This window comes from Microcosmobacter mediterraneus (assembly GCF_031846265.1).
Taxonomy (GTDB): Bacteria; Bacteroidota; Bacteroidia; order Flavobacteriales; family Flavobacteriaceae; genus Microcosmobacter; species Microcosmobacter mediterraneus.
In genome coordinates this window covers 536,488-561,088 of the sequence record NZ_JAVRIA010000001.1, presented here as the reverse complement: position 1 = coordinate 561,088, position 24,601 = coordinate 536,488, and the positions used below count along the sequence as shown (strand labels likewise).

Genomic DNA, 24,601 nt, shown 5'->3' with positions numbered 1-24,601 from the left:
TATGAAGAAATTAATTTTAGTCATTTTTTCTTTTTTGACTCTAAGCAATTGCTCTGTAAAAGAAAAACCAGAATTCATTGGTTTAGAAAATATTAAAATTAGTGATGCAAATAATATTACTGTTCAAATTACTGCTGATGCTACCTTTAACAATCCAAATGATATTGGTGGAAAATTAAGCACAGAGAGCATCAAAGTTTACGTTAATGATGTAGAAATGGCAACATTATTATCTGATGAATTTAAAGTACCAGCCAAAGAACATTTTTCTATTCCTTTAGAAGTTAAAATCCCAACAGACAGCATTATCAGTAACAAAAGTATTGCTGGTCTTTTAGGGAGCTTATTAACACAAAAGCTTAAAGTGCAGTATAAAGGCGATATTAAATACAAGGTTATTGGTTTCTCTCATAAATATAAAATAGATAAAACCGAAACTATTAAGATTAAATTATAATTGCAGTCTCACGAGTATTATATAAAACGCTGCTTAGAAATCGCAAAACTGGGTTTAGGAACAACTCGACCAAACCCTTCTGTTGGTTGTGTTATTGTTGCTAATAACATCATTATTGGGGAAGGATTTACAAGTCCTTATGGAGGACCTCATGCAGAGGTTAATGCTATTAATTCTGTCCAAGATAAATCGCTTTTAAAGCTCGCAACACTTTATGTTACTTTAGAGCCTTGCTCTCATCATGGAAAAACTCCACCTTGCTCAGACATTATCATCAAACATGAAATTCCTGAGGTCGTTATTGGTTGCTTAGATGATAATCCTGAGGTCAACGGAAAAGGTATTGCAAAACTTAAAAAAGCTGGATGTAATGTTACAATCGGAATTTTAGAAGAACAATGTAAAACACACCATAGACGTTTTTTCACATTTCATAATAAAAAAAGACCATATATTATTTTAAAATGGGCTGAAACCTCTGATGGTTACTTAGCTCCAAAACAAAAAAAAGAACAACGACCAGTTTGGATAACTAATACTATTTCTAGACAACTAGTACATAAATGGCGAACAGAGGAACATGCTATCCTTGTTGGCACAAATACTGTACTTGAGGATAACCCAAGTCTAACTGCAAGAGATTGGAAAGGAAGTAATCCTATAAAAGTTGTCTTAGATAGAGAACTTAAGCTACCTAAGTTTGTATCTATATTCAAAAATCCTGATGACTGTATTACGATAACAGATATAAGTAATAATAGTCAGAAAAGCGATAATTCAAATCAATGGACGATACATCCTCCTCAAGATATTAATGATTCTAAATTTAATAGTAATATGGTATCGTTTATTGATTACTCGAAAGAAAAGACAATTGCTCATCAAATTTCTGAAACACTGTATAAATATAAAATACAATCTATTATTATTGAAGGTGGTGCAAAAACACTTCAAACCTTTATTGAAGAAAACCTTTGGGATGAAGCCAGAATTTTTAAAGGTCCAACTTTGTTTGATGGTGGAGTAAAAGCACCTGTAATATCTAAGAAAATTAAAAACCAAGTGCTTATTAAAGATGACGTATTAACAATATACTCCAATGATTAAAACGCTAATTTTTGATTTTGGTGATGTCTTTATCAACTTAGATAAGCAAGGTGCTATTGATAATGCCTTAAAGCTGTTTAATATAAAAACCTTTTCTGAAGACATGCTCAAAATCAATATGGACTATGAACAAGGGTTTATTACTACAGATATCTTTTTAGAATTTTATAAAGTTAATTTTCCTCAACACACAGAAAACACCATTATCGAGGCTTGGAACTTCATACTTAAAGACTTTCCTTATCACAGAGTAGAATGGTTAAAAGCACTAAAAAATATTGGAAACTATAATTTAATATTGCTAAGTAACACCAATAGTTTGCATATAGATTATATTAAAAAGCATGTATCATTTTACAATGAGTTCAAATCGCTTTTTAATGCCTTTTATTTATCGCACAAAATTGGAATGCGAAAACCTAATAAAAATATCTTTCAGTATGTTTTTGAACAGCATTCACTTAATCCTAATAACTGCTTATTTATTGATGATACTATCGAAAATACTAATGCTGCAAAAGAACTAGGACTAAATGTTTGGAATATAGATGAAACTTCAGAGGATGTCATAGATTTATTTACAATAAAATCAGATTTGTTTTGATTTATTTATTACTCAGCATAACAGCATCGACACTCATCTTTGTAATTTTTAAATTACTTGGGAAATTTAAAATCAATACACTACAAGCTATTGTTGTAAATTACATAACAGCCTGTTTCGTGGGTTTAATTGCAACAGATGTAAAGTTTAGTATAAACGATGTAATTGAAGCAGAATGGTTTACAGGAGCAATTTTGCTTGGGTTTCTATTCATTTCTATTTTTAATGTTATGGCACTAACTGCACAACGCAACGGATTATCTGTATCATCTGTTGCCAGTAAAATGAGTGTTATTATCCCAGTAGTATTTGGCATCTATGTTTATAATGAATCTATTGGATTTCAAAAGTTATTAGGTATCATCATTGCCTTAATAGCAGTCTATCTTACCTCAGTTAAAAAAGAAACTAAAGCAAACTTAAAAACTAATCTATGGTTACCTGTTATTCTGTTTTTTGGTTCTGGTATCATAGATACATCAGTAAAATATATAGAGACTACTTATGTTAAAGAAGGTGGAATCCCAATGTTTACAGCAACAATTTTTGGTGTTGGTTTTATTATAGGTTTAGTACTTTTAGCTATACAAAAATTAAATGGAACACTCAGATTTACACCTTTAAGTATTATTGGCGGAATCATTTTAGGTATTGTAAACTACTGCTCCATGTATTATCTATTATTGGCCTTAAATTATAAAGACTTAGAAAGTTCTACATTATTTACCATTAATAATGTGGCTATTGTTGCTATATCTACTTTAATTGGTTTATTAGTATTTAAAGAAGCCATTTCTAAAACCAATTGGGTTGGTATTTGCTTAGCTCTTGTATCTATAATTTTAGTAACGCTAGCCATTTGAAAGACACTTATAAAACGATATCAGTACCTTCTCAAGAAATATTGTTTAAAGACAGAAACAGTAAATTCTTTGGTTATGCATTTCCTGTTAAAAGTGAGGAAGATATAAAAACTAATATTGAAACCTTAAAGAAGCTCCACAACTCTGCAAGACATTGGTGCTATGCTTACCAAATTGGTACAGATACTATTAACTACAGAGTTAATGATGATGGAGAACCCAATAACAGTGCAGGAATGCCAATTTATGGTCAAATCCAATCTTTTGATGTTACCAATGTGCTTATTGTGGTAGTACGCTATTTTGGTGGTGTTAAACTTGGTGTAGGAGGACTCATTAATGCCTATAAAACAGCTGCGCAATTAGCATTACAGCATTCTGATATTAAAGAGCAATTAATTTTAGAAGAATTAGAACTTAAGTTTGAATATAAATTAATGAATTCTGTTATGAGAATCATTAAAGAAAAGCAATTAAAAATAGTAAAACAAGATTTAGAATTAAGCTGTAAAATAATTTTAGCCGTAAGAAAACGAGATTTTGAATCTGTTTTTAATCAGATTTCGTCAATTTATGGTTTAGAAGTAATGAAGATGAACGATTAATTATGCAGTTTATCTAAAATGTATTGTGGACATCTCGTAGGTCTATTCTTACTCATGTCAATAAATGCTAAAACGGTATTTCCCAAAGCTAGAATTTCATTTTTCTCATTTACTAATTTATAATCAAACTCAATAGATGCTGTTGGTGTTTTTTTTAAAGTAGTAATCACTTTAACTAAGTCGTCATAACATGCAGATTTTTTGTAGTTTATCTGCAAAGAAATAACAGGAAGCATAATTCCATTATCCTCCATAGCCTTGTAAGTAATACCTAAATTTCTTAGCCATTCTGTTCTTCCCATTTCAAAATATTGCGCATAATTACCATGATAAACAACTCCCATTTGGTCGGTTTCACCATAACGTATTCTAAATTCAATTTCATAAGAGTGAGAATTACCAACCATAGTATTTGAAAAATATTTTGTATTTTCGAAAGCTTTAAACATGGTAAAATATTTTTAAAAATTCAATAGAAATAGATTTTTTTTTTAAGAATTTTGTTCACATATTTGCTATGCATTAAAAGACAAGAGAAAAGCTAAATTCTCTTTTTTTTTGCTAAACTAACTAACAACAATAATTAACTAAAAGAATGAGTGTAACTGCGCAATCGGTATGGAATAACTGTCTGTCATTTATAAAAGATAATATTCAACCGCAAGCCTACAAAACATGGTTTGAGCCAATTGTAGCAGTTAAGCTTACTGATCAAGCATTAAGTATACAAGTTCCTAGTAAATTTTTCTACGAGTGGTTAGAAGAACATTACGTTAAAATCCTTAAAGTAGCTCTAACCAAAGAGTTAGGTGAAGATGCTAAGCTGGTTTACGTTATTAAAATGGAAAATACATATGGTAATAAACAACCCTTTACAGAGAAAATTCCGAGTACAAATAGACCAGCCGTAAAATCTCAAGACGTAGATATTCCATTAAATAACAAAAGCCCAGAATTAAAAAATCCTTTTATTATTCCAGGTATCAGAAATGTTAAGATAGAGTCTCAGCTTAATCCTAATTATAATTTCGAAAATTTCTTAGAAGGTGACTCTAACCGATTAGCAAGAAATGCTGGTATTGCAGTAGCCAATAAACCAGGAGGCACCTCATTTAATCCATTATTAATATTTGGTGGTGTTGGATTAGGAAAAACGCATCTAGCACATGCTATAGGAGTTGACATTAAAGATAAGTATCCGGAAAAAACTGTACTCTATATTTCAGCTGAAAAATTTACCCAACAATATATAGACTCAGTAAAGAAAAATAACAGGAATGATTTTATTCATTTTTATCAAATCATTGATGTCTTGATCATTGATGATGTTCAGTTTTTCTCTGGTAAATCGGGAACACAAGATGTTTTCTTCCATATATTTAATCATCTACATCAAAATGGGAAACAAGTAATTTTAACTAGCGACAAGGCTCCTGTTGATATGCAAGATATTGAACAACGATTACTATCACGTTTTAAATGGGGACTTTCTGCTGAATTACAAACACCTGATTTTGAAACTAGAGTATCTATACTAAAGAATAAACTCTACAGAGATGGTGTTGAAATGCCAGAAGACATTATTGAATATGTGGCTAAAAATATTAAAACTAATGTTAGAGAATTAGAAGGCGCTATTATCTCTTTAATTGCACAATCTTCATTTAACAGAAAAGAGATTACGTTATCTCTTGCTAAAGATATAGTTGAGAAGTTTGTAAAGAATACCAAACGTGAAGTTTCAATAGATTACATTCAAAAAGTAGTTTCAGACTATTTTCAAATGGATGTTAGCACTCTGCAATCTAAAACTCGTAAACGTCATATTGTTCAAGCGCGTCAACTAGCCATGTTCTTTGCGAAAAAATATACAAAAGCTTCATTAGCTAGTATTGGTTCGCAAATAGGAAAAAGAGACCATGCTACAGTACTCCATGCTTGTAAAACTGTAGATAACTTATCCTCTACAGATAAACAGTTTAGAAAGTATGTAGAAGATCTTGCCAAGAAACTTTCGCTTTAGATAACAGATTACATGACTAAAATACTAATGGTGTGTTTAGGTAATATATGCCGTTCACCTCTAGCACAAGGTATATTAGAAACTTATCTACCCAAAGAATTATTTTATGTAGATTCTGCTGGAACTGCAGCTTACCACATTGGAAAGCAGCCAGATTATAGATCTATAGCTACTGCTAAGGACCATAACATAGATATCAGTCATCAAAGTGCTAGACAGTTTAATGCTAAAGACTTTGATACTTTTGATTATATATATGTGATGGACTCTAGCAATTACAACAATATATCTCATCTTGCAAAATCTGACAAAGACCTTAAAAAAGTGTCTTTAATTTTAGACCAAAATCCTAATTTACAACTAAAAGATGTTCCAGATCCTTATTATGGTGATCGTTCAGATTTCAATCATGTTTATAATGTCTTGAATTCTACTTGTCAGATCATTGCTAAGAAATTAAAAGCATCCTAATCTGATAATTTTTAACATTTAAGCCTATTTTTTCGTATTTTTAAACACAACAAAACCCTAAGTTAAACTGCTATGAAAAAACTACTTATACTTTTGTTAGGACTTTTCTGTTCCTATAATTTTGCTCAAACTGTTGAATTAGAAGCTTTTGCAAACGGATTAGTCAGACCAGTTAATATTAAAAATGCTGGTGATGATCGTTTATTTGTAGTAGAACAGCAAGGCTCTATAAGTATTGTTAATTCTGATGGCACTGTAAATTCTGCTCCTTTTTTAACGATCACTGATCGTGTTGGTGCTATTGGTGGTATTGGTGACGAGAGAGGCTTTCTTGGTCTAGCATTTCATCCAAATTACGCAACAAATGGGTTTTTTTATGTTAATTATATAAACTCTAGCGGAGATACTGTAGTCTCTAGATTCTCAAGATTAAGTCCAACTAGTGCTGATCCTAATTCTGAAGTTAATCTACTAACTATAAATCAACCTTTTGCCAATCACAATGGAGGTGATATGGCATTTGGTCCAGATGGCTATTTATATATCTCGGTCGGAGATGGAGGATCTGCTGAGGATCCGCAAAATAATGGACAACGTCTTAACACGCTTTTAGGTAAAATTTTACGTATCGATGTAGATACAGCTGAAAACGGTAATAACTATGGTATTCCTAATGATAATCCATTTGTCTCAGATCCTAATGCTCTAGATGAAATTTGGGCTTATGGCATAAGAAATGCATGGAAATTCTCTTTCGATAGAGCAAATGATGATGTTTGGATCGCAGATGTTGGACAATACGATATTGAAGAAATGAACAGAGTACCATTTTCTGAAACCTCAGTTGGTCTAAATTATGGATGGCGTTGCTATGAAGGTAACGATCCTTTTAACACAAGTGGTTGTCCTTCGGCAGGTACATTAACGTTTCCTGTGGCTCAATACTCTCATTTTGGAGATGGTGATTTTAAATGCTCCATAACTGGAGGTTATCGCTACAGAGGAACTGAGTTTACTAATATGCAAGGTCTCTATTTCTTTGCCGATTACTGTAGTGATGAGATTGGATACTTAACTGAAAATGGAGGTAATTGGAATAGAACATTTTTATCTCAAGCTGGTACCAATCGTTGGACAGCTTTTGGAGAGGATAGTAATGGCGAGATATATGTTGCAGGTATAGTATCTGGTTCTATATTTAAAATTATTGATACAGCTCTTAGTATTGATGAAAATGATCTTAATAGTATTTCTATACATCCTAACCCTTCAAATGCCTTTGTTAATTTTGAGTTTCAAAATACACAGCTAACAATAATTAGAATTATCGATTTGCAAGGTAAATTTGTTAAAGAGATAAATGTTAGTGGTCTACAAAATTACACCTTAGATGTTCAATCAATTGCAAAAGGTGTTTATTTTGCTGAAATTGAAGCCTCAAACGGAAATTCTGTTAGTAAAAAACTCATCATCAATTAATGCAAGATAGCATTGGTAAGCTTTATTTAATTCCAACGCGCTTAGGAGATAATCCTCCTCTTGAGGTATTACCTATTTCAATTAAAAAAATAATTGAACGTATAGATCATTACATTGTTGAGAATGAAAAAACTGCTAGGCGTTTTATAAAGCGTGTTACTCCTAATAAATCTCAACCGTCTTTAAAGATCAAATTATTAAATAAGTATACGGATTCTTCAGAACTGTATACTTTTTTAGAAGACTGTAAACAAGGTAAAGATGTTGGTTTATTGTCTGAAGCTGGTTGTCCTGCAATTGCAGATCCTGGTTCTGATATTGTTGACATAGCTCATAAAGAAGGTATTAGGGTGATTCCTTTAGTTGGTCCTTCTTCTCTACTCTTAGCACTTATGGCATCAGGTATGAATGGGCAAGGCTTTACTTTTAATGGTTATCTACCAATTGATAACACAGAAAGAAAACGTAAAATCAAACAATTAGAAAAGCAATCTTTTGATTTACAACATGCACAAATATTTATAGAGACTCCTTACAGAAATAATAAAATGTTAGACGAACTATCAAAGCATCTTCATCCTAGCACAAGAGTATGTGTTGCTTGTGATCTAACTTTGCCAACAGAATATATAAATACTCAGACTGTATCAGATTGGCAAAAAACAAAAGTAGACCTCCATAAGAGGCCTACTATATTTATCATTCAAAAAGACTAGTTAATTAAACTCTAGCTTTTGCTTTTTTATTCGCTTCTATTGAAGAGGTATCATATCCTGAAAACTTCTTCATGTAGTAACGAATCGTTGTTCCGTAAGCATCAGAAAAATTAGTTTTACCATAGCTTCTCAAAAACTTTTTTACACTACCTGGTCCTGCTAAATGTGCAGCAGCTAAAATACCTGATTCTGTAATTTTCACACCAGCAATTTGTTTTCCAACAAATCGTTTAATATCCTTTCTAAGAATCCATTTATTTCTAGAAGTGTTAGCTAAAAAAGCTTTCTCCTGTAATTTTGGAGATTGTAAAAATACTTGAGGATTGTAAACACCTATCATTTTAAGCGTTTCCGCTCCAAATTGATATTTCCCTAAATAACCTAATGTATTTACAGTAAAATAATTACCTCTAGATTCTTTAAATGCCAAAGCTTCTTTAAAGCCTGTAAAAGAATTACCTAGAACTGGTGCATATTCATTAAAATCATCTTTCTTAGTTTCGATGTCAGCGGAAGCTAAATCTTTTGAAACTGTGAAGTTAAGCTCTAATCCATCCGTAGAATATTTTGTCATATCTACTTTAGAATCTGGATACAATGCTAATACTAGCAAGGTACAAATTGCAAGAGGGATTGCGTAATAATTAAATTTTTGTTTAATCATAACTGCCTATTTTAAGGTAAAGCAAATATTTTCCCCAAAAGCTTTACAATTTTTCAGCGTGCAAAACTACAACTATTCTTATAAACGTCAAAATAAATCGATAAAGTGTTTGATTTAGAAGTACAATAGATGAAATGCAATACCTCTTTTACCACTAATTTCAAGTGTTGGCGCTGGTATTTTAACTGTATTCACTATAGAGAATATAGTACTCAAAACCCTTGATTTTGTTGGTATTTTAGTCAAATCAACATCTAAACTAAGGTAGAATTGTCGAGTATGCTGCTGATTTGGAAATAAAATTGACGTATTTTCACGAGCTGAAAGCATACCTTCTCCTCCATATCCAATAGCTAAATTAAGCCATTTTGGTAATTTACTCTCCTTAAAAAAAGAATATAAATTTCCACTTAACCAATACGTTTGTCCATTATAATCTTTTAAGGCTTCTTCTAATAGTCCACTACCAAGCTTATCTGGGTTTTGATTTGCAAAACTTGTTCTATGGAACGAATACTTTAAACTAATACGCTGCTCTTGCCATAACAATTCCTGACCAACATATAAACCTGTTCCGCCAAAATTAGCAGCCATATCTCCCCAAGAAAATCCCCATTCTTCCGAAAATCCATCAAAAATTTCAACTGTGGTTAAAAATCCGAGAGATAAAGCAGCACCATTAATTAACTGTGCTTTCTTATTAGCACCACTCCAAGCCATAGTTTCTGCGCCAAGACGTGTTAAATGATATGATGAGAACGAATGACCAATTTTATCCACTTGTAACCATTCATCATTATCATTAGCTGTTTTAAAACTAGAACGTTGAAAATCTTTATACCACAATCTATCTAAACCAATAAGCGTTGCTGTTACAATTGAAATTTCTGAAATAATAACTGCACGTTTTCTATTAGTATTTAAAGAATCACTAGGTTTTAAAAATTTATCAAACTTAGATTGACTAAATCCGTTTAAACTGCACAAGACACATATACAAATAGAAATGGCCTTTAAGTAATACATTATCTATTGATTCCTTGAGATGTTAAGTAACGTTGATATGCTCTGGCATTAATATTATGCTGAGCAAGTGATTTTGCAAATTTATGATATCCTAATCGTTGCGCATCTGCAGCAAAGTATAGATATTTATGCTTTTCGTAATTAAGTACTGCATCTATGGCTGAAATATCTGGCATAGTAATTAATCCTGGAGGTAAACCAGCGTTTTTGTATGTATTATAAGGTGAATTTATCTCTTTATGAACATTAAGAACACGCTTAATAATTGTATTCTTATACTTTGGTAACTGATAAGCTGCAAACTTTAGAGTAGGATCAGCCTGAAGTGGCATACCTATTTTTAATCTATTAATATAAACACCAGCAACTCTAGGTTGCTCTTCTTTTTGTTTAGATTCTTCATATACTATAGAAGCCAATGTCATAACATCCTTTTTAGACATTTCTAATGCCTCTGCTTTTTTAGATCTGGATGCAGTATTCCAAAATTTATTGTATTCCTTGAGCATTTTACCTCTAAATTCTTCTGCAGAAGTGTTCCAGAAGAATTCATAACTATTTGGAATATATATCTGTAACGCTCTTAATTTCTCTAAATCATTAGCTTTTAAGAAGACTTCATCATGCATAACTGCAACTAATGATGCACTATCTGCTTCTATTTGTTTTGAAATTCGTCCTGCTAGATTTTCAATGTTGGTTTGATTGTTAAACGATACTTTTACAGGAAGGTTTTTACTACGAATTGTATTAATAATATCATTATTAGTCATTCCTTTTTCAATAGCATATCTACCAGCCCTGATGTTATGAACATATTCTTTACGTTTGGCTAAAGCATCAAAACCATCGATATCTTCTAAAAGAGGTTCAAGTATTGCTCTAACATCATCATAGCTGGCGTTAGATGAAATGAAAATATATTCCTTATCCGATTCAAAAGCTGTGTTTGGAGCTAACATTGCGCTATAAACAAAATAAGCAAAATAGCCTGCTATGCATAAGCCTATTAGTATAACACCTAAAAGTATTTTCTTTATATACATTAGTTAGTTATTAATTGTAATATGTATTCGTTACTGAAAGATATTCCATTAAAATTCCAATCTTCCTTGAGTCCAATTTTTTTGAATCCTTGAGTTTCAAAAAGTTTTAAACTCTTTACATTATGTTCATCAATGTTGGCATACAATTGATGTAAAAATAAATGCTTAAAGCAATACTTAATGACTAATGATAACGCTTCAGATCCATAACCTTTATCTCTATCTTCTGGATTAGAAATTAATATACCTATACCAGCTCGTTTGTTTTTTGGGTCGAAATCAAAAATATCAACTAACCCAAAAGTCTTATGCTCTAGAGAGGTTATTACTAATCGTAACTGTTTAGCTTCAAAAATATCTTTGTGTGCGTTTTCTAAATATTGTTCTAATAAAAATTTAGAATACGGTGTTTGTGTATTGCTGAGTTCCCAAATAGATTCATCATTTTCTATCTGATATAAAAACTCCAAATCTTCTGGCTCTAATGCTCTTAGACCAATATATTTTCCTTGTAATGTTTTCAAGATAATTCTCCTTTGAACACAAACGTAGCTTTACCTGTTAACCAAATATTTTCAAAACCGTTATCAGTTTTTTTAAAGCTAACGTTTAAATTTCCGCCTTTAGTTTTAATAGTAATATTTTCTTCAGAACTCTTATTAGAATGATACATCGCAATAGCTGCAGCAGTAACTCCTGTTCCACAGGATAAAGTTTCGGCCTCAACACCACGCTCATAGGTTCTCATTTTAAATGTAGTGTCATCTAATTGTTCTACAAAATTAACATTACTACCAGCTTCACCATATAAACCACTAAAACGAATCTCTGCTCCTAATTTATCTACGTTTAGATGATCAACTCTATGCTCTATTTGCACATGGTGAGGCGATCCTGTATCTAAAAAAAGTCCGCCTTTAGTAACCAAAACATTTGCTACATTTTGCATTTGCAAACTCACCATATCGTCTTCAATTACGGCATCGTGTATGCCATCAATAGCTTCAAAGCTTGTCGTCTTTTCAATAATACCAAGTTGTTTTGCAAAGGCAGTTATACAACGACCACCATTACCACACATGGAACTTTCGTTACCATCAGCATTAAAATAAATCATTTTAAAATCTAACTCATCATGATTCTCGAGTAGTATCAAACCATCAGCTCCTATGCCAAAACGTCTATCACATAATCCTGTAATGTGTTTGGTATTATTTTTGTCGAATTTTAACAGACGATTATCAATGATGATAAAATCATTGCCAGTTCCTTGATATTTATAAAACGTTTGTGCCATAAGTGAATCGCAAATATAAGAATTATGATATCACGATATGCTGTTAAATAGTCGTTAAAGTTGAATTACAAATTCAATAATCAATTAATTTTAAACGTTGATTTATAAACCTAAAAACTAAAAAATTATGAAGAAGATTTTGACATTGGTATTAGTTTCAGCATTAGGTGGACTAATTACACTTGGATCTTACAAACTTTATTTCGAAAAAGAATCGGATTTGGCAGTTAAGTCTGAAGATAAACCACAATTTGTAGTTCCTGTAAACAATACAAACAATAGAAGTATTAATAGTAATGTTAATACACCAAGTTTTGTTGATGCAGCAGATAAAACTCTAGATGCTGTTGTACATGTTAAAAATACAGCTATTGTTAGTGGACAGAATTCATTTGAAGATTTTTTCTTTGGTAGATCGTCTCAACGCGCTCAAGTTGGTACAGGAAGTGGTGTTATCATTGATGCACAAGGTTATATTGTTACTAACAACCACGTTATTGCAGGAGCCAGAGATATTAGTATTACTTTAAATAACAACAAAACATATACTGCAGAATTAGTAGGTACAGATCCAAAAACAGACATTGCATTATTAAAAATAGAACCTGATGAGGCATTACCATTTTTAACATTTGGTGACTCTGATCAAGCAAAAATTGGCGAATGGGTTTTAGCAGTAGGTAACCCATTTAACCTTACCTCTACAGTTACAGCAGGAATTATTAGTGCAAAATCTAGAGATTTATCTGGCAAATCAGAACAATCATTTATACAAACAGATGCTGCAGTTAATCCAGGAAACTCTGGTGGAGCTTTAGTTAATACCAATGGTGATTTAATTGGTATTAATACTGCGATAACTTCTCAAACAGGGTCTTACGTTGGATATTCTTTTGCAGTACCAAGCAATATTGCCAGAAAAATTGTTTACGATATTATGGAGTTTGGTAGTGTTCAAAATGTAGTGTTAGGCATTCGTGGTGGTGCTCTTAATGGTAAAGTAGCTGAAGAATTAAATACAGACGAAACCGAGGGCTTTTATGTAAGTGGAATAGAGAGTGACTCTGGTGCAGAAAAAGCTGGTATTAAAAGTGGAGATATCATTAAAAAACTAGATCAAATTGAAATTAATAAATTTTCAGATTTAAGTGGTTACCTAAAAACGAAGCAGCCAAACGATATCGTTGATGTTACACTTCTTAGAGATGGTGATACAAAAATTGTCCCAGTTAAACTCATTAAAAACGAGACTCAAGTTGTACCAATGGTTGGTTTGGTTAAACCTGCTACAAAAAAAGATTTAAAACGATATGATTTAGAGTATGGTGTTAAGATTAGTAATCTAACAGATAATAAACGTCTTAGTGAATACTGGAAGAATAATAATGTTGAAGAAGGCTCAATTATCTTATCCATTAATGAAGAAAAAGTAAGTTCTATTGATGATGTTAAACGAATTATTGACTCTAGATCAGATTATGAACCTTTAACTCTTGAAATTATGAATATTAAGGGAGAAAAAGACCGCTTTTACTTTAGATAAAAGCAATTAAATTCAATATAAAATCTAACCCTTCAAGAGTAATTTTGAAGGGTTTTTATTTTTTCAAAAAATTATTACGAAAACGATTGAAATATAGTATTTTTGCGGCAAATTTTAAACCTGACTTGGTCAGAACAACACAACACAAAACACTTTAAAATGAGTCTTAACGGAACTTACGAAAAAGAACTCGCTTTTCAGGCAGATCGAAGAAAAGCAACAGTAGAATTTATTAGAATAGTAAGCGACCTTTGGTACGACAAATCTATTGAATTGGTCCTGTTTAGAAATCAGTTGATTGATAGAACAGTTAGTGATATTCTTAATCTGCATGAATATGCAGGTGAGTTTGTACAAAAACCAATTTCAATTTTTGATTCAGTAGAACTTGCAAAGGCTATTAATGATTTAGATTTTCCGCCATCAAAATTAGATATTGGTAAACTTACCTACGAGTATCATCTAGAAGATGGTAATTATAACAATGCTACAGCTTTTGTAGCAGACAAACTTATCGATGCCAATAAAAACGGAAGTATAAAACCAAAAGATGTTGTTCTTTATGGTTTTGGTCGTATAGGACGTTTAGTAGCACGAGAGTTAATGACCAGAACTGGTAAAGGCAATCAATTACGTCTAAGAGCTATTGTAACTCGTGGAGATATTAACCAAACTGTTTTAGAAAAACGTGCATCATTATTACGTAACGATTCTGTTCATGGTGATTTCTCTGGTACAGTTGTCGCTGACGCTAAAAATTCGGCATTACTCATTAATGGAACAACAGTTAATATTATTTCAGCTAATGCGCCTGAAGATATAGATTACACAGCTTATGGCATAAACAATGCCTTGGTAATAGATAATACTGGTGCTTTTAGAGACGATGAAGCACTTAATAGACATCTACAATCTAAAGGTGCAGACAAAGTCTTATTAACAGCACCAGGAAAAGGTGTCCCTAATATTGTTCATGGTGTTAATCATTTAGAAAACAATCCTGATGACATTAATATGTTTTCAGCTGCATCTTGTACAACAAATGCCATTACACCAATCCTAAAAGTAATGGAAGATTCTTATGGTGTAAAAAGTGGTCATTTAGAGACTATTCATGCATACACTAATGATCAAAATTTAGTGGATAACTTCCATAAAAAATACAGACGTGGACGTGCTGCTGGATTAAATATGGTGATTACAGAAACTGGTGCTGGTAAAGCAGTAAGCAAAGCGTTACCATCATTTGAAGGAAAACTAACCTCCAATGCTATCAGAGTTCCTGTGCCTAATGGATCTCTAGCCATTTTAAATTTAGAATTAGAAAACAAAGCCTCTGTAGATAGTATTAATTCTGTGATGAAAAAATACGCTTTAGAAGGTGATTTGGTTGAGCAAATTAAATACGAAATGAGCGATGAGCTTGTCTCAAGTGATATTGTTGGAAGCTCTGCTCCTGCTATCTACGATAGTAAAGCTACCTTAGTAAGAGCAGATGGTAAAAATGCTGTGCTTTACATTTGGTATGATAATGAGTATGGTTATAGCCATCAAGTGATCAGGCTTGCCAAATATATCTCTAAAGTAAGACGCTATACGTATTACTAGATTTATAACATCTAAACAAAAACGTTTACCGTATATAAGAATAGCCTCTCTTAATAAGTGAGGCTATTTGTTTAAAAATTAAAGGAGATAAATTCTTATATTGTTCAAAATTTAATCAACTAAATATAACCCTAGATGAAATCACTTAAACTGTGTATTCTTGCTATCATTTGCATAAGTTTTCATTTTAGCAATGCCCAACAAACACCAACCCAAGAGCCTAAACAAACTATTAACGATGGTACCATTGATGATAAGTTTGAGTATGTTCTAAGAAAATCTGGAAACTTTAAAGGTACCAATGGCGCTGCTTACGAAGCTGTGCAACGCAACATGTTTTTAAGGTTAAAAGCGCATACTAACGACACCATAAATACATTAAAGAAAAATTTAAGCGATACTAAAACCGTTGTTAGTTCACAAGCTAAAGAAATTGAAGACCTTAAACATAATTTAAGCAGTACACAGTCTAATTTAAATGCTACAAACGACGAAAAAAACAATATGGCATTGTTAGGTATGCAAACCAGCAAAACCAACTACAATATTATTATGTGGTCTATCATTGGAGGATTACTAGCTCTACTCCTTTTTTTTATCTATAAATTTAAAAATAGTAATGCTATTACTAGAAAAGCTAATCATAAACTAGCTGAAGTAGAAGAAGAATTTGATGAACACAGAAAAACCGCCTTAGAGCGTGAGCAAAAAGTAAGACGTCAATTACAGGATGAAATTAACAAGCAAAAAGGAAATACTTAATTCATAATAAACTTAATATAAATTCTAGCAAAAAAGTGCTATATCTTAATCCTTTTAAAATGAAATACGTATTTACGCTAGTTATTGGTTTAATTACCATGATGAGTTTTGCACAAAAAAAACAACTTTGGGCAAAATCCTTTTTGGGTGAAGAAGCACCAAAACTTATTGTTGAACAATGGTTAACAGAGGCACCAAAAACCGAAGGTAAATTTGTACTTATCGATTTTTGGGCAACATGGTGTGGTCCTTGCAAAAAAGCTATCCCAGAACTTAATGCGTACCAAAAAGAATTTAAAGACCATTTGGTTGTTATTGGTCTTAGTGACGAAACTGAAGCTACCATTAATAAAATGAAAACTCCCAAAATGGAGTATTACAGCGCTATTGATACCAAAGAACGCTTAGAACGTCAATACAAAGTACAAGGCATACCACATTGTGTTATCATAAACCCAAAAGGTATTGTCGTTTGGGAAGGTTGGCCTCATTTAGAGGGTTACGAGCTTACTGCAGAAGTTATAAAAGAACTCATTGAAGCTTATTAACTTTTGTCCTTGCTAGGAATGTCAGTTAAAGCGTAGTTAAGAAGCAAAACTATCATTATATAAAATGTCTGTTCGAGCGCAGTCGAGAACTACTTAGCTAATCAGTCTCTAAAAAACATAATACATCATGACCATTCGGCAAGCCACCAAAAACGATTTAGATGATTTTGCTCCATTATTTGATGGCTACAGAATATTTTATAAACAAACCTCTAATCTAACAGCAACTAAAGCCTTTTTAAACCAACGACTTAGTAAAAATGACTCTGTCATTTTCTTGGCATATAAAGCTGAAAAGGCTGTAGGTTTTACGCAACTGTATCCATTATTTTCCTCAGTGTCTATGCAACCTATGTATTTACTTAACGATTTGTTTATAGACTCAAACTATCGTAATCAAGGCATTGGAGAAGCCTTAATTACTGCTGCAAAAGACTTATGTAGACAAGAAAAACAAAAAGGCTTAGCCATACAAACGGCAGTTGATAATCCTGCGCAACAGCTCTACCAACGCTTAGGTTTTGTAAAAGATACCGATTTGCACTTTTTTTGGAGTACAGCATAATATACGTAAAGTTACGTATTGTCTTTAAGTATTAAATATACTAACTTCGTTAACAGCTGATAAAGGCTATTAAAACAGTCTTTATCTTTGCATTAGCAAACATTAAGAATAACTTATGATTAGACAAAACCCATTTTCGCTTTATGATTTTCTTGGCTATTTTATACCTGGAGCAACATTAATATATCTGATGTTATTCTTCTCGAATTTAGATTCATCTGAATATGCTTGGGATTTTAATAATGTGGTAGGTTCTGATAATGTGAGTATTCAGAACTATTTGTTCTTTATAATTATCAGTTATGCTGTTGGACATTTAATAAACTTCCTTTCATCGATTCTCGTTGAACGATATGGAAATTGGATGTACGATTATCCTTCTAAATATCTTTTAAAAATTCATAAAAAATTTAGTTTTAAAACCATAACAATTAAGAGAATTGGAATATTTATTAGTATTCTTCCTGTGTCCATTTTAGACTTATTGTTAGGACAATTATTTAATTTTAAGAACCTCTACGTTCAACATTTGGATGATTTTCTAATTCACGGAATAAAAACAAAAAGCAGTAAAATACTTACGGAACTAATTCCTGAAGATGAGTCGAATAATTTACCTGAAAGCATAAATGATTATGACTTTTTCAGAATACTGCATCATTATGCATTTGAACATACCAAAAGCCATCAATTCAAAATGGTAAACTATGTTGTTCTTTATGGTTTTCTTCGCTCTTTGACTTTTATTTGCGTTATAATCTTTTGGTATTTAGTTTATCTACAACTCTTTGAACAAAATGAATTCATATTTGCATACCATTATTTGATAATTAGCCTTTGTTCATATATATTTTTTATGGCGTTTATGAAATTCTATCGTAGATATACATTAGAGGCGCTAATGATTATTGCAATAGAAAACAAAAAAGAATAACGTTTGCCAACACCGTGTATAATTAATTGCGGCTGAATTTCCTCTCGGAAATTCAATCTTATTAATTATCTTTCAGTTACGGAGGGAAATCATAGCTGATTTTCCACAACGAGCCATACACGAACACGTTAACGAAACCTCTCAAAATCTTCGCTTTTCAATTAAACAGATTAATCGCATCTTTGCAGTATGCGTATAGATATTATAACCGTGTTACCAGAATTGCTTAAAAGTCCGTTTGAGGCATCCATATTAAAACGTGCTATAGAAGCTGGTTTGGTACAAGTAAATTTTCATAATCTTAGAGACTATGCAACTGGTGGCTACAAAGCCATTGACGATACCCAATTTGGTGGAGGAGCTGGTATGGTAATGATGATAGAACCCATAGATAAATGCATTAGTAAACTCCAAGCAGAGCGTAACTATGATGAGATTATTTATATGACACCAGATGGTGAGACTCTAAACCAAGGTATTGCTAATCATATCTCTTTAAAAGAAAATATTATAGTACTCTGTGGTCATTATAAAGGTGTAGACCAACGTGTGCGAGATAAGTTTATTACTAAAGAAATTTCTATTGGCGATTATGTGTTATCTGGTGGCGAGCTTGGAGCTGCTGTTTTGTGTGATGCAGTAATCCGTTTAATTCCTGGTGTATTAGGTAACGAGACTTCTGCCCTAACCGATTCGTTTCAAGATGGTTTGTTAGCTCCACCAATATACACCAAACCACGAGAATATGATGGCATGAAAGTTCCAGAAGTTTTGTTTAGTGGTAATTTCCCAGAAATAGAAAAATGGCGCGAAGAGCAAGCCTATAAGCGTACTAAAGAACGACGACCAGACCTGCTAAATGATGAATGATTAAAAATTAATGGCTAACGGAAAATAAATTTGAAAAACACTTAAACGCTTCAACACACAAAATAGTAATGCAAACACCAAAAATAGAACAGGTTTCTAAAAAAGTACTCGTAGGCCATTCTGTAGAGATGTCATTACAAGAGAATAAAACTTTTGAGTTGTTTTCTGGATTTATGCCAAAACGAAAACAGATAGTCAATGCTATAAGTGAGGATATTTATGAAGTAATGCTTTACAACAACACACATTTTAAAGCATTTAGTCCTAAAAACACCTTTACCAAATGGGCAACCTTAGAAGTGTCTAATACAGACAAGATTCCAAACCACATAAATACCTTAGTTATAGATGAAGGCTTGTATGCTGTATTTTTGTACAAAGGTTTACCTAAGGATTTCGGAAGGCTTATGCGCTATATACTTAGCGAATGGTTACCACAATCTAACTACCAATTAGACCACAGACCACATTTTAATGTGCTTGGTGAAGCCTATAAAAGAAATCATCCAGATTCAGAGGAAAAAGTTTATATACCAATAAAAATATAATTTCATATGGAAAATATTGAAAATCTAACTTTTCATTATACCATTACTGGTATTGCTATATTTATATTTCAGTTATTAGTAATTGCAGCTAGTATTATTATAATTATAAAATATAAAAAATCAATTGGAGCCAAAATTATATTAGTAGGTACCTTGTTAACTTTATTATCAATTATCTTATCCCAAATTGGTCCTTTAATTTTAGATCATCCAAGTGATGAAGAATTTTTTAAAAATCAGATTATAATAACATATCTAAACACTATTTCTTTTTTTGTTTTTACTATCGGTTTCTTTTTATTCGCTGTTAAAGATTTAAAACATGAAAATAATAATATCTAAAACTTTTCAATATTAACTTTTTAACTATCTTTGCAGCCAATTTCGGATTAACCTCTGACGAGATACGTGAATGTTGATTCGATAAGAACCATTTTAAAACAACAAAATGAATTCTTTAGTAAAATTTGTACAAGACGAGTTCGTAACACGAAAAGATTTTCCGGAATTTGGAGCAGGTGATACTGTTACAGTGTATTACGAAATTAAGGAAGGAAACAAAACACGTACACAGTTCTTTAAAGGTGTAGTATTACAACGTAAAGGAACAGGAAGTTCTGAAACTTTTACAATTCGTAAAATGTCTGGAACTGTTGGTGTAGAACGTATTTTCCCAGTAAACTTACCTGCACTTCAAAAAATTGAGGTGAACAAAAAAGGTAAAGTGCGTAGAGCAAGAATCTTCTACTTTAGAGGTCTTACTGGTAAGAAAGCAAGAATTAAAGAAGTTAGAAAATAAACAAAACCGTTTGTTTTTTGAAACAATCAAAGCCTTAGAGACATCTAAGGCTTTCTTTATTAACAAATGTTAATAAGTTCAGTTTAAAAGTTGTGAATATCTATACAGTGAAAAAATTTGGAAATATGTAACCTAGTTATATATTAGCTGAACAATTAACAACAAACAGTGTTTGGTTTTGAGATTAATCTTGAATTTATGTTAAATTGTGAATAAAGTAACGTTCTTTATAGGTATTGTTTTTTGAGGTTTGAAGACAGCATGTGTATGCATGTGTAGTTAACAGATCATGACACTTTGAAAGTGATGCATGCGCAAGTAGGCAAAACGGAAAAAGTGAAAAGTTCTAGACAAGTAAAGGAATCGAAAGTGAACTTGAACACAATAGAGCAATGTCTTGAAGTGAGTTTAACGCGCAAGCGAAGGATAAGCGACAAGAGATCAAAAAAAATAATCCAAAACTGAAGCTTAGTATTAACAAGTCAATACATTTTGAAAGTTAAGAACCGTTTCGTTGAAATTGTGAACTTAAACTGAAAAGGACGAGGCTCGTAAGAGCAATCAGCTGAATTTAGTGGTAACATTAAATAGGTTTATGCAGAACATTTCAAAAGAAGCCATGTCAACGTAGTTTTGCTACTGTGAGATGGCTTTTTGTTTTTGTATATTCCCATTAAGTGATTGTGTTGTTGCATCATATCAGCATAAAAAAAAGTCCGAATATTTTGTATATTTGCACTCTCAAAAATAAGCCGAATAAGCATTTAAATATTCGCTTAATTTAATTACACTAAATTTCAATCAATGTCAAAGATTATATACACTATCACTGATGAAGCACCAGCTTTAGCTACACGTTCTTTTTTACCCATTGTAAAAGCTTTTGTAGAGCCATCAGGTATAGAAATTGATACAAAAGATATTTCTTTAGCTGCTAGAATTTTGGCAAACTTCTCAGATTATTTAAATGATGATCAAAAGGTAGAAGATGCCTTAGCACAATTGGGAGAGCTTGTTAAACAACCAGAAGCTAATGTTATAAAACTTCCTAATATTAGTGCTTCCATTCCTCAACTTAAAGCTGCCATTAAAGAATTACAAGCTAAGGGTTATGCTTTACCAGATTATCCAGATGACCTTGAGACTGAAGAAGATAAAACTCTAAAAGCGCGCTACGATAAAATTAAAGGAAGTGCTGTTAATCCTGTTCTTAGAGAAGGTAACTCTGATCGTCGTGCACCAAAAGCTGTAAAAAATTATGCAAAAAAGAATCCACACTCCATGGGAGCTTGGAGTAGTGATTCTAAATCTCATGTAGCAACAATGTCTCATGGTGATTTTGCGCACAACGAACAATCAGTTACCATACCATCTGCTACAAGTGTAAACATTTTACATACAGATAAGAATGGTAATACATCAACTTTAAAAGGAGGTATTGCACTTTTAGAAGCAGAAGTTATTGATGCTACTGTAATGAGTAAAAAAGCACTTCTTACGTTTTTAGAAGAACAAATTAAAGATGCCAAAGATCAAGGCATTTTGTTTTCATTACACATGAAAGCAACGATGATGAAAGTGAGTGATCCTATTATTTTTGGGCATGCTGTACGCACTTATTTTGCAGATGTATTTACGAAGCATAATGATACTTTTGAAAAGATTGGTGTTGATGTTAATAATGGTTTTGGTAACTTATTAAGTAACCTAGAAGAATTACCTGAAGCAAAGCGTCAGGAGATTCAGTACGATATTATTCAAGCTCTAGATCAGGGTCCAGATTTAGCTATGGTTAATAGTGATAAAGGTATCACTAACCTTCATGTTCCTAGTGATGTAATTATTGATGCTTCAATGCCAGCTATGATTCGCACCTCTGGTATGATGTGGAATAAAGATGGACAATTGCAAGAAACAAAAGCTGTAATTCCTGATAGTAGTTATGCAGGAATCTATACTGCTACCTTTAACTTTTGTAAAAAGCATGGTGCCTTTGATCCTACAACAATGGGAACTGTACCTAATGTTGGTTTAATGGCTCAAAAAGCGGAAGAGTATGGCTCTCATGACAAAACTTTTGAAATTGTTTCTGATGGAACTGTGCAAGTTGTAGATGCAATCGGAACTATCTTAACTGAGCATACTGTAGAAAAAGGAGATATTTGGCGTATGTGTCAAGTTAAAGATGCACCAATACAAGATTGGGTGAAATTAGCAATCACAAGGGCAAAAGCAACAGGTTGGCCAGCAGTATTTTGGTTAAATGAAAACAGAGCTCACGATGCCGAATTGATTAAAAAAGTAAATACCTATTTAAAAGACCATGATACGTCTGGTTTAGATATTAGAATTTTATCACCTATCAAAGCTACTGAGTTTACTTTAGCTCGTGTTAAAGACGGTAAAGATACGATCTCAGTTTCTGGTAATGTATTGCGTGATTATTTAACAGACCTCTTCCCTATTTTAGAATTAGGTACTTCTGCAAAAATGCTATCCATTGTGCCATTAATGAATGGTGGTGGTTTATTTGAAACAGGTGCTGGAGGTTCTGCTCCTAAGCATGTACAACAGTTTGAAAAAGAAAACCACTTACGTTGGGACTCTTTAGGCGAATTCTTAGCCTTAGCAGTGTCTTTAGATCACTATGCAGATGTAAATAACAATGAAAAAGCTAGAGTAATTGGTGAAGCTTTAGACGAAGCTACTGAACGATTACTCGAAAACAAAAAAGGACCATCTCGTAAAGTCAAAGAACTAGATAATCGTGGTAGTCATTTTTATTTAGCCATGTATTGGGCTGAAGAATTAGCTAAGCAAAATAAAGATGCTGAATTGAAAGCACGTTTTTCTTCAGTATCTGAAGCATTATCAAATAACGAATCAAAAATTGTTTCTGAGTTAAACGATATCCAAGGAGTTGCCATGAGTATTGGAGGTTATTACGAACCAACTGATAACTTGGCAGATTCTGCCATGAGACCTAATGAAACGTTGAATACTATTTTAGCTACAATACAATAGACGATCTAAAACTTTTAAAAAAAGACTACCTTTTTTGGTAGTCTTTTTTGTTTTTGTTGTGTATAGTATCTTTAGCCTATGAAAACTAACTTAGTTGCTAATTGCCATAAGGCAATTACTAATTACATTCATCATACACCAGTTCTAAGCTCTTCCCTTATCAATGATATTGTTGGAGCTGAGCTATTTTTTAAATGTGAGAACTTTCAACGCGCAGGATCGTATAAAATTCGTGGTGCTACAAATGCTATTTTAAATCTTTCAGAAGAACAAAAGTCTAAAGGTGTCGTTACGCATTCATCAGGAAACTTTGCGCAAGCCTTATCCTTAGCAGCTAAATCCATTGGTATTAGAGCCTATATCGTTATGCCAACCTCTGCACCTCAAGTAAAAATGGAAGCTGTAAAACAATACGAAGGTGATATTATTTTATGCGAACCAACCTTAGAGGCTAGAGAAAAAACGGCTCAAGACATTGTTGATAAAACAGGAGCAACCTTTATTCATCCATCAAATAACACCAATGTAATAATTGGTCAGGGCACAGCAGCTTTTGAGTTACTCAACAAGCATGCTAATTTAGATGCTATTTTTTGTCCTGTTGGTGGAGGTGGCCTTATTGCAGGAACCTGTTTAGCAGTAAATTCTCATCAAAACGGTTGTTTAGTTTATGGTGCTGAACCGTTTGAAGCTGATGATGCCTATCGTTCTTTAATTTCAGGCAAAATTGAAACTAACGATACAACTAATACCATAGCTGATGGCTTAAAAACGCAACTTGGCGATAAGAATTTTCCGATTATAAAAGAGCATGTGTCTTCTATTATAAGAGTAACTGAAGAGGATATCATCGAGGCGATGCAACTCGTTTGGGAGCGTATGAAAATAATTATAGAACCTTCTAGTGCAGTTACAGTAGCTGCTACTATAAAAAGTAAGTTATTAGTCAAGGGTAAAAAAGTAGGTATAGTCATTTCTGGTGGTAATGTAGATTTAGCAAAGCTTCCGTTTTAAGAAAGTGTTAAAGTAAAAATCGTCTTAC

Annotated in this window: 27 protein-coding genes; 21 read left to right on the top strand and 6 right to left on the bottom strand. The window is 32.4% G+C overall.

The window, feature by feature from the left end; translation table 11 throughout:
* Position 1 precedes the first annotated feature (1 nt).
* Genes RM697_RS02620 through RM697_RS02600 form a run of 5 tightly spaced genes read left to right on the top strand, consistent with a single transcriptional unit; the run spans position 2 to position 3,636 of the window.
* The gene (locus RM697_RS02620; RefSeq protein ID WP_311426288.1) at positions 2-457 is read left to right on the top strand and encodes an LEA type 2 family protein; all 456 of its coding nucleotides are present in this window, start codon (positions 2-4) and stop codon (positions 455-457) included.
* On the top strand, positions 458-1,564 hold the full coding sequence (gene ribD, locus RM697_RS02615) for a bifunctional diaminohydroxyphosphoribosylaminopyrimidine deaminase/5-amino-6-(5-phosphoribosylamino)uracil reductase RibD (RefSeq protein WP_311426287.1): 1,107 nt from the start codon (positions 458-460) through the stop codon (positions 1,562-1,564).
* On the top strand, positions 1,557-2,168 hold the full coding sequence (locus RM697_RS02610; protein WP_311426286.1) for an HAD-IA family hydrolase: 612 nt from the start codon (positions 1,557-1,559) through the stop codon (positions 2,166-2,168). The genes ribD and RM697_RS02610 overlap by 8 nt, the downstream gene beginning before the upstream one ends.
* Positions 2,165-3,031: an EamA/RhaT family transporter gene (locus RM697_RS02605; protein WP_311426285.1), complete on the top strand. Its 867-nt coding sequence runs from the start codon at positions 2,165-2,167 to the stop codon at positions 3,029-3,031. The genes RM697_RS02610 and RM697_RS02605 overlap by 4 nt, the downstream gene beginning before the upstream one ends.
* Complete coding sequence (locus RM697_RS02600; protein WP_311426284.1) at positions 3,028-3,636, top strand: IMPACT family protein; 609 nt, start codon at positions 3,028-3,030, stop codon at positions 3,634-3,636. The genes RM697_RS02605 and RM697_RS02600 overlap by 4 nt, the downstream gene beginning before the upstream one ends.
* Here RM697_RS02600 and RM697_RS02595 read toward each other — a convergent pair.
* Complete coding sequence (locus RM697_RS02595; protein WP_311426470.1) at positions 3,633-4,043, bottom strand: acyl-CoA thioesterase; 411 nt, start codon at positions 4,041-4,043, stop codon at positions 3,633-3,635. The two genes, RM697_RS02600 and RM697_RS02595, sit on opposite strands and share 4 nt — an antisense overlap.
* Before the next feature lie 188 nt (positions 4,044-4,231).
* On the opposite strand from RM697_RS02595, the gene dnaA reads away from it, so the two are divergent.
* The 4 genes from dnaA (at position 4,232) to RM697_RS02575 (ending at position 8,325) form a co-directional block, all read left to right on the top strand.
* Positions 4,232-5,659, top strand: coding sequence for a chromosomal replication initiator protein DnaA (dnaA, locus tag RM697_RS02590; RefSeq protein ID WP_311426283.1), 1,428 nt, complete (start codon positions 4,232-4,234; stop codon positions 5,657-5,659).
* Positions 5,660-5,671: 12 nt separating this feature from the next.
* Entirely contained in the window at positions 5,672-6,130 is a 459-nt protein-coding gene (locus RM697_RS02585) for a low molecular weight protein-tyrosine-phosphatase (protein ID WP_311426282.1), read from the top strand.
* A 72-nt stretch (positions 6,131-6,202) separates the two neighbouring features.
* Complete coding sequence (locus RM697_RS02580; RefSeq protein WP_311426281.1) at positions 6,203-7,609, top strand: PQQ-dependent sugar dehydrogenase; 1,407 nt, start codon at positions 6,203-6,205, stop codon at positions 7,607-7,609.
* Positions 7,609-8,325 (top strand): SAM-dependent methyltransferase, encoded by a 717-nt coding sequence (locus RM697_RS02575; RefSeq protein ID WP_311426280.1) that lies wholly within the window; start codon positions 7,609-7,611, stop codon positions 8,323-8,325. Before RM697_RS02580 ends, RM697_RS02575 begins: the two co-directional genes overlap by 1 nt.
* A gap of 4 nt (positions 8,326-8,329) precedes the next feature.
* Here the strand turns inward: RM697_RS02575 and RM697_RS02570 are convergent, their stop codons facing one another.
* The 5 genes from RM697_RS02570 to dapF all read right to left on the bottom strand — a co-directional run bounded on the left by RM697_RS02570 (position 8,330) and on the right by dapF (position 12,358).
* Positions 8,330-8,989, bottom strand: coding sequence for a peptidoglycan-binding protein LysM (locus RM697_RS02570; protein WP_432277875.1), 660 nt, complete (start codon positions 8,987-8,989; stop codon positions 8,330-8,332).
* A 114-nt stretch (positions 8,990-9,103) separates the two neighbouring features.
* Positions 9,104-10,015: a DUF2279 domain-containing protein gene (locus tag RM697_RS02565; protein ID WP_311426279.1), complete on the bottom strand. Its 912-nt coding sequence runs from the start codon at positions 10,013-10,015 to the stop codon at positions 9,104-9,106.
* Positions 10,015-11,061: an endolytic transglycosylase MltG gene (mltG, locus tag RM697_RS02560; protein ID WP_311426278.1), complete on the bottom strand. Its 1,047-nt coding sequence runs from the start codon at positions 11,059-11,061 to the stop codon at positions 10,015-10,017. The genes RM697_RS02565 and mltG overlap by 1 nt, the downstream gene beginning before the upstream one ends.
* Positions 11,061-11,585, bottom strand: coding sequence for a GNAT family N-acetyltransferase (locus tag RM697_RS02555; RefSeq protein WP_311426277.1), 525 nt, complete (start codon positions 11,583-11,585; stop codon positions 11,061-11,063). The genes mltG and RM697_RS02555 overlap by 1 nt, the downstream gene beginning before the upstream one ends.
* Positions 11,582-12,358: a diaminopimelate epimerase gene (dapF, locus tag RM697_RS02550; protein WP_311426276.1), complete on the bottom strand. Its 777-nt coding sequence runs from the start codon at positions 12,356-12,358 to the stop codon at positions 11,582-11,584. The genes RM697_RS02555 and dapF overlap by 4 nt, the downstream gene beginning before the upstream one ends.
* Positions 12,359-12,485: 127 nt before the next feature.
* On the opposite strand from dapF, the gene RM697_RS02545 reads away from it, so the two are divergent.
* The 12 genes from RM697_RS02545 to RM697_RS02490 all read left to right on the top strand — a co-directional run bounded on the left by RM697_RS02545 (position 12,486) and on the right by RM697_RS02490 (position 24,573).
* On the top strand, positions 12,486-13,901 hold the full coding sequence (locus RM697_RS02545; RefSeq protein ID WP_311426275.1) for a trypsin-like peptidase domain-containing protein: 1,416 nt from the start codon (positions 12,486-12,488) through the stop codon (positions 13,899-13,901).
* A 159-nt stretch (positions 13,902-14,060) separates the two neighbouring features.
* On the top strand, positions 14,061-15,509 hold the full coding sequence (locus RM697_RS02540; protein ID WP_311426274.1) for a glyceraldehyde-3-phosphate dehydrogenase: 1,449 nt from the start codon (positions 14,061-14,063) through the stop codon (positions 15,507-15,509).
* 135 nt (positions 15,510-15,644) lie between these two features.
* The gene (locus RM697_RS02535; protein WP_311426273.1) at positions 15,645-16,271 is read left to right on the top strand and encodes a tRNA (guanine-N1)-methyltransferase; all 627 of its coding nucleotides are present in this window, start codon (positions 15,645-15,647) and stop codon (positions 16,269-16,271) included.
* Positions 16,272-16,330: 59 nt separating this feature from the next.
* Complete coding sequence (locus RM697_RS02530; RefSeq protein ID WP_311426272.1) at positions 16,331-16,819, top strand: TlpA family protein disulfide reductase; 489 nt, start codon at positions 16,331-16,333, stop codon at positions 16,817-16,819.
* A gap of 127 nt (positions 16,820-16,946) precedes the next feature.
* Complete coding sequence (locus RM697_RS02525; protein WP_311426271.1) at positions 16,947-17,384, top strand: GNAT family N-acetyltransferase; 438 nt, start codon at positions 16,947-16,949, stop codon at positions 17,382-17,384.
* Between the two features lie 115 nt (positions 17,385-17,499).
* Positions 17,500-18,318: a hypothetical protein gene (locus RM697_RS02520; protein WP_311426270.1), complete on the top strand. Its 819-nt coding sequence runs from the start codon at positions 17,500-17,502 to the stop codon at positions 18,316-18,318.
* A gap of 189 nt (positions 18,319-18,507) precedes the next feature.
* Positions 18,508-19,188: a tRNA (guanosine(37)-N1)-methyltransferase TrmD gene (gene trmD / locus RM697_RS02515; protein WP_311426269.1), complete on the top strand. Its 681-nt coding sequence runs from the start codon at positions 18,508-18,510 to the stop codon at positions 19,186-19,188.
* 68 nt (positions 19,189-19,256) lie between these two features.
* A complete protein-coding gene (locus tag RM697_RS02510; RefSeq protein WP_311426268.1) occupies positions 19,257-19,736 on the top strand; it encodes a GyrI-like domain-containing protein in 480 nt (159 codons plus the stop codon).
* Between the two features lie 6 nt (positions 19,737-19,742).
* On the top strand, positions 19,743-20,078 hold the full coding sequence (locus RM697_RS02505; RefSeq protein WP_311426267.1) for a hypothetical protein: 336 nt from the start codon (positions 19,743-19,745) through the stop codon (positions 20,076-20,078).
* Positions 20,079-20,184: 106 nt separating this feature from the next.
* Positions 20,185-20,535 (top strand): 50S ribosomal protein L19, encoded by a 351-nt coding sequence (gene rplS / locus RM697_RS02500; protein WP_311426266.1) that lies wholly within the window; start codon positions 20,185-20,187, stop codon positions 20,533-20,535.
* Positions 20,536-21,339: 804 nt separating this feature from the next.
* Complete coding sequence (locus tag RM697_RS02495; protein WP_311426265.1) at positions 21,340-23,559, top strand: NADP-dependent isocitrate dehydrogenase; 2,220 nt, start codon at positions 21,340-21,342, stop codon at positions 23,557-23,559.
* A gap of 78 nt (positions 23,560-23,637) precedes the next feature.
* Positions 23,638-24,573, top strand: a complete 936-nt coding sequence (locus RM697_RS02490; protein ID WP_311426264.1) for a pyridoxal-phosphate dependent enzyme — start codon at positions 23,638-23,640, stop codon at positions 24,571-24,573.
* The last annotated feature ends 28 nt before the right edge of the window (positions 24,574-24,601 follow it).

Bases quoted from the DNA above. Each gene is read 5' to 3' on its own strand.
- RM697_RS02505 (WP_311426267.1), top strand. From the start codon at position 19,743: ATGGAAAATATTGAAAATCTAACTTTTCATTATACCATTACTGGTATT.
- dnaA (WP_311426283.1), top strand. From the start codon at position 4,232: ATGAGTGTAACTGCGCAATCGGTATGGAATAACTGTCTGTCATTTATA.
- RM697_RS02580 (WP_311426281.1), top strand. From the start codon at position 6,203: ATGAAAAAACTACTTATACTTTTGTTAGGACTTTTCTGTTCCTATAAT.
- RM697_RS02610 (WP_311426286.1), top strand. From the start codon at position 1,557: ATGATTAAAACGCTAATTTTTGATTTTGGTGATGTCTTTATCAACTTA.
- RM697_RS02620 (WP_311426288.1), top strand. From the start codon at position 2: ATGAAGAAATTAATTTTAGTCATTTTTTCTTTTTTGACTCTAAGCAAT.
- RM697_RS02510 (WP_311426268.1), top strand. From the start codon at position 19,257: ATGCAAACACCAAAAATAGAACAGGTTTCTAAAAAAGTACTCGTAGGC.
- RM697_RS02575 (WP_311426280.1), top strand. From the start codon at position 7,609: ATGCAAGATAGCATTGGTAAGCTTTATTTAATTCCAACGCGCTTAGGA.
- RM697_RS02495 (WP_311426265.1), top strand. From the start codon at position 21,340: ATGTCAAAGATTATATACACTATCACTGATGAAGCACCAGCTTTAGCT.
- RM697_RS02565 (WP_311426279.1), bottom strand. From the start codon at position 10,015: ATGTATTACTTAAAGGCCATTTCTATTTGTATATGTGTCTTGTGCAGT.
- RM697_RS02525 (WP_311426271.1), top strand. From the start codon at position 16,947: ATGACCATTCGGCAAGCCACCAAAAACGATTTAGATGATTTTGCTCCA.
- dapF (WP_311426276.1), bottom strand. From the start codon at position 12,358: ATGGCACAAACGTTTTATAAATATCAAGGAACTGGCAATGATTTTATC.
- RM697_RS02530 (WP_311426272.1), top strand. From the start codon at position 16,331: ATGAAATACGTATTTACGCTAGTTATTGGTTTAATTACCATGATGAGT.
- RM697_RS02490 (WP_311426264.1), top strand. From the start codon at position 23,638: ATGAAAACTAACTTAGTTGCTAATTGCCATAAGGCAATTACTAATTAC.
- RM697_RS02540 (WP_311426274.1), top strand. From the start codon at position 14,061: ATGAGTCTTAACGGAACTTACGAAAAAGAACTCGCTTTTCAGGCAGAT.
- RM697_RS02545 (WP_311426275.1), top strand. From the start codon at position 12,486: ATGAAGAAGATTTTGACATTGGTATTAGTTTCAGCATTAGGTGGACTA.
- RM697_RS02520 (WP_311426270.1), top strand. From the start codon at position 17,500: ATGATTAGACAAAACCCATTTTCGCTTTATGATTTTCTTGGCTATTTT.
- rplS (WP_311426266.1), top strand. From the start codon at position 20,185: ATGAATTCTTTAGTAAAATTTGTACAAGACGAGTTCGTAACACGAAAA.
- RM697_RS02595 (WP_311426470.1), bottom strand. From the start codon at position 4,043: ATGGTTGGTAATTCTCACTCTTATGAAATTGAATTTAGAATACGTTAT.
- RM697_RS02535 (WP_311426273.1), top strand. From the start codon at position 15,645: ATGAAATCACTTAAACTGTGTATTCTTGCTATCATTTGCATAAGTTTT.
- RM697_RS02570 (WP_432277875.1), bottom strand. From the start codon at position 8,989: ATGATTAAACAAAAATTTAATTATTACGCAATCCCTCTTGCAATTTGT.
- mltG (WP_311426278.1), bottom strand. From the start codon at position 11,061: ATGTATATAAAGAAAATACTTTTAGGTGTTATACTAATAGGCTTATGC.
- trmD (WP_311426269.1), top strand. From the start codon at position 18,508: ATGCGTATAGATATTATAACCGTGTTACCAGAATTGCTTAAAAGTCCG.
- RM697_RS02585 (WP_311426282.1), top strand. From the start codon at position 5,672: ATGACTAAAATACTAATGGTGTGTTTAGGTAATATATGCCGTTCACCT.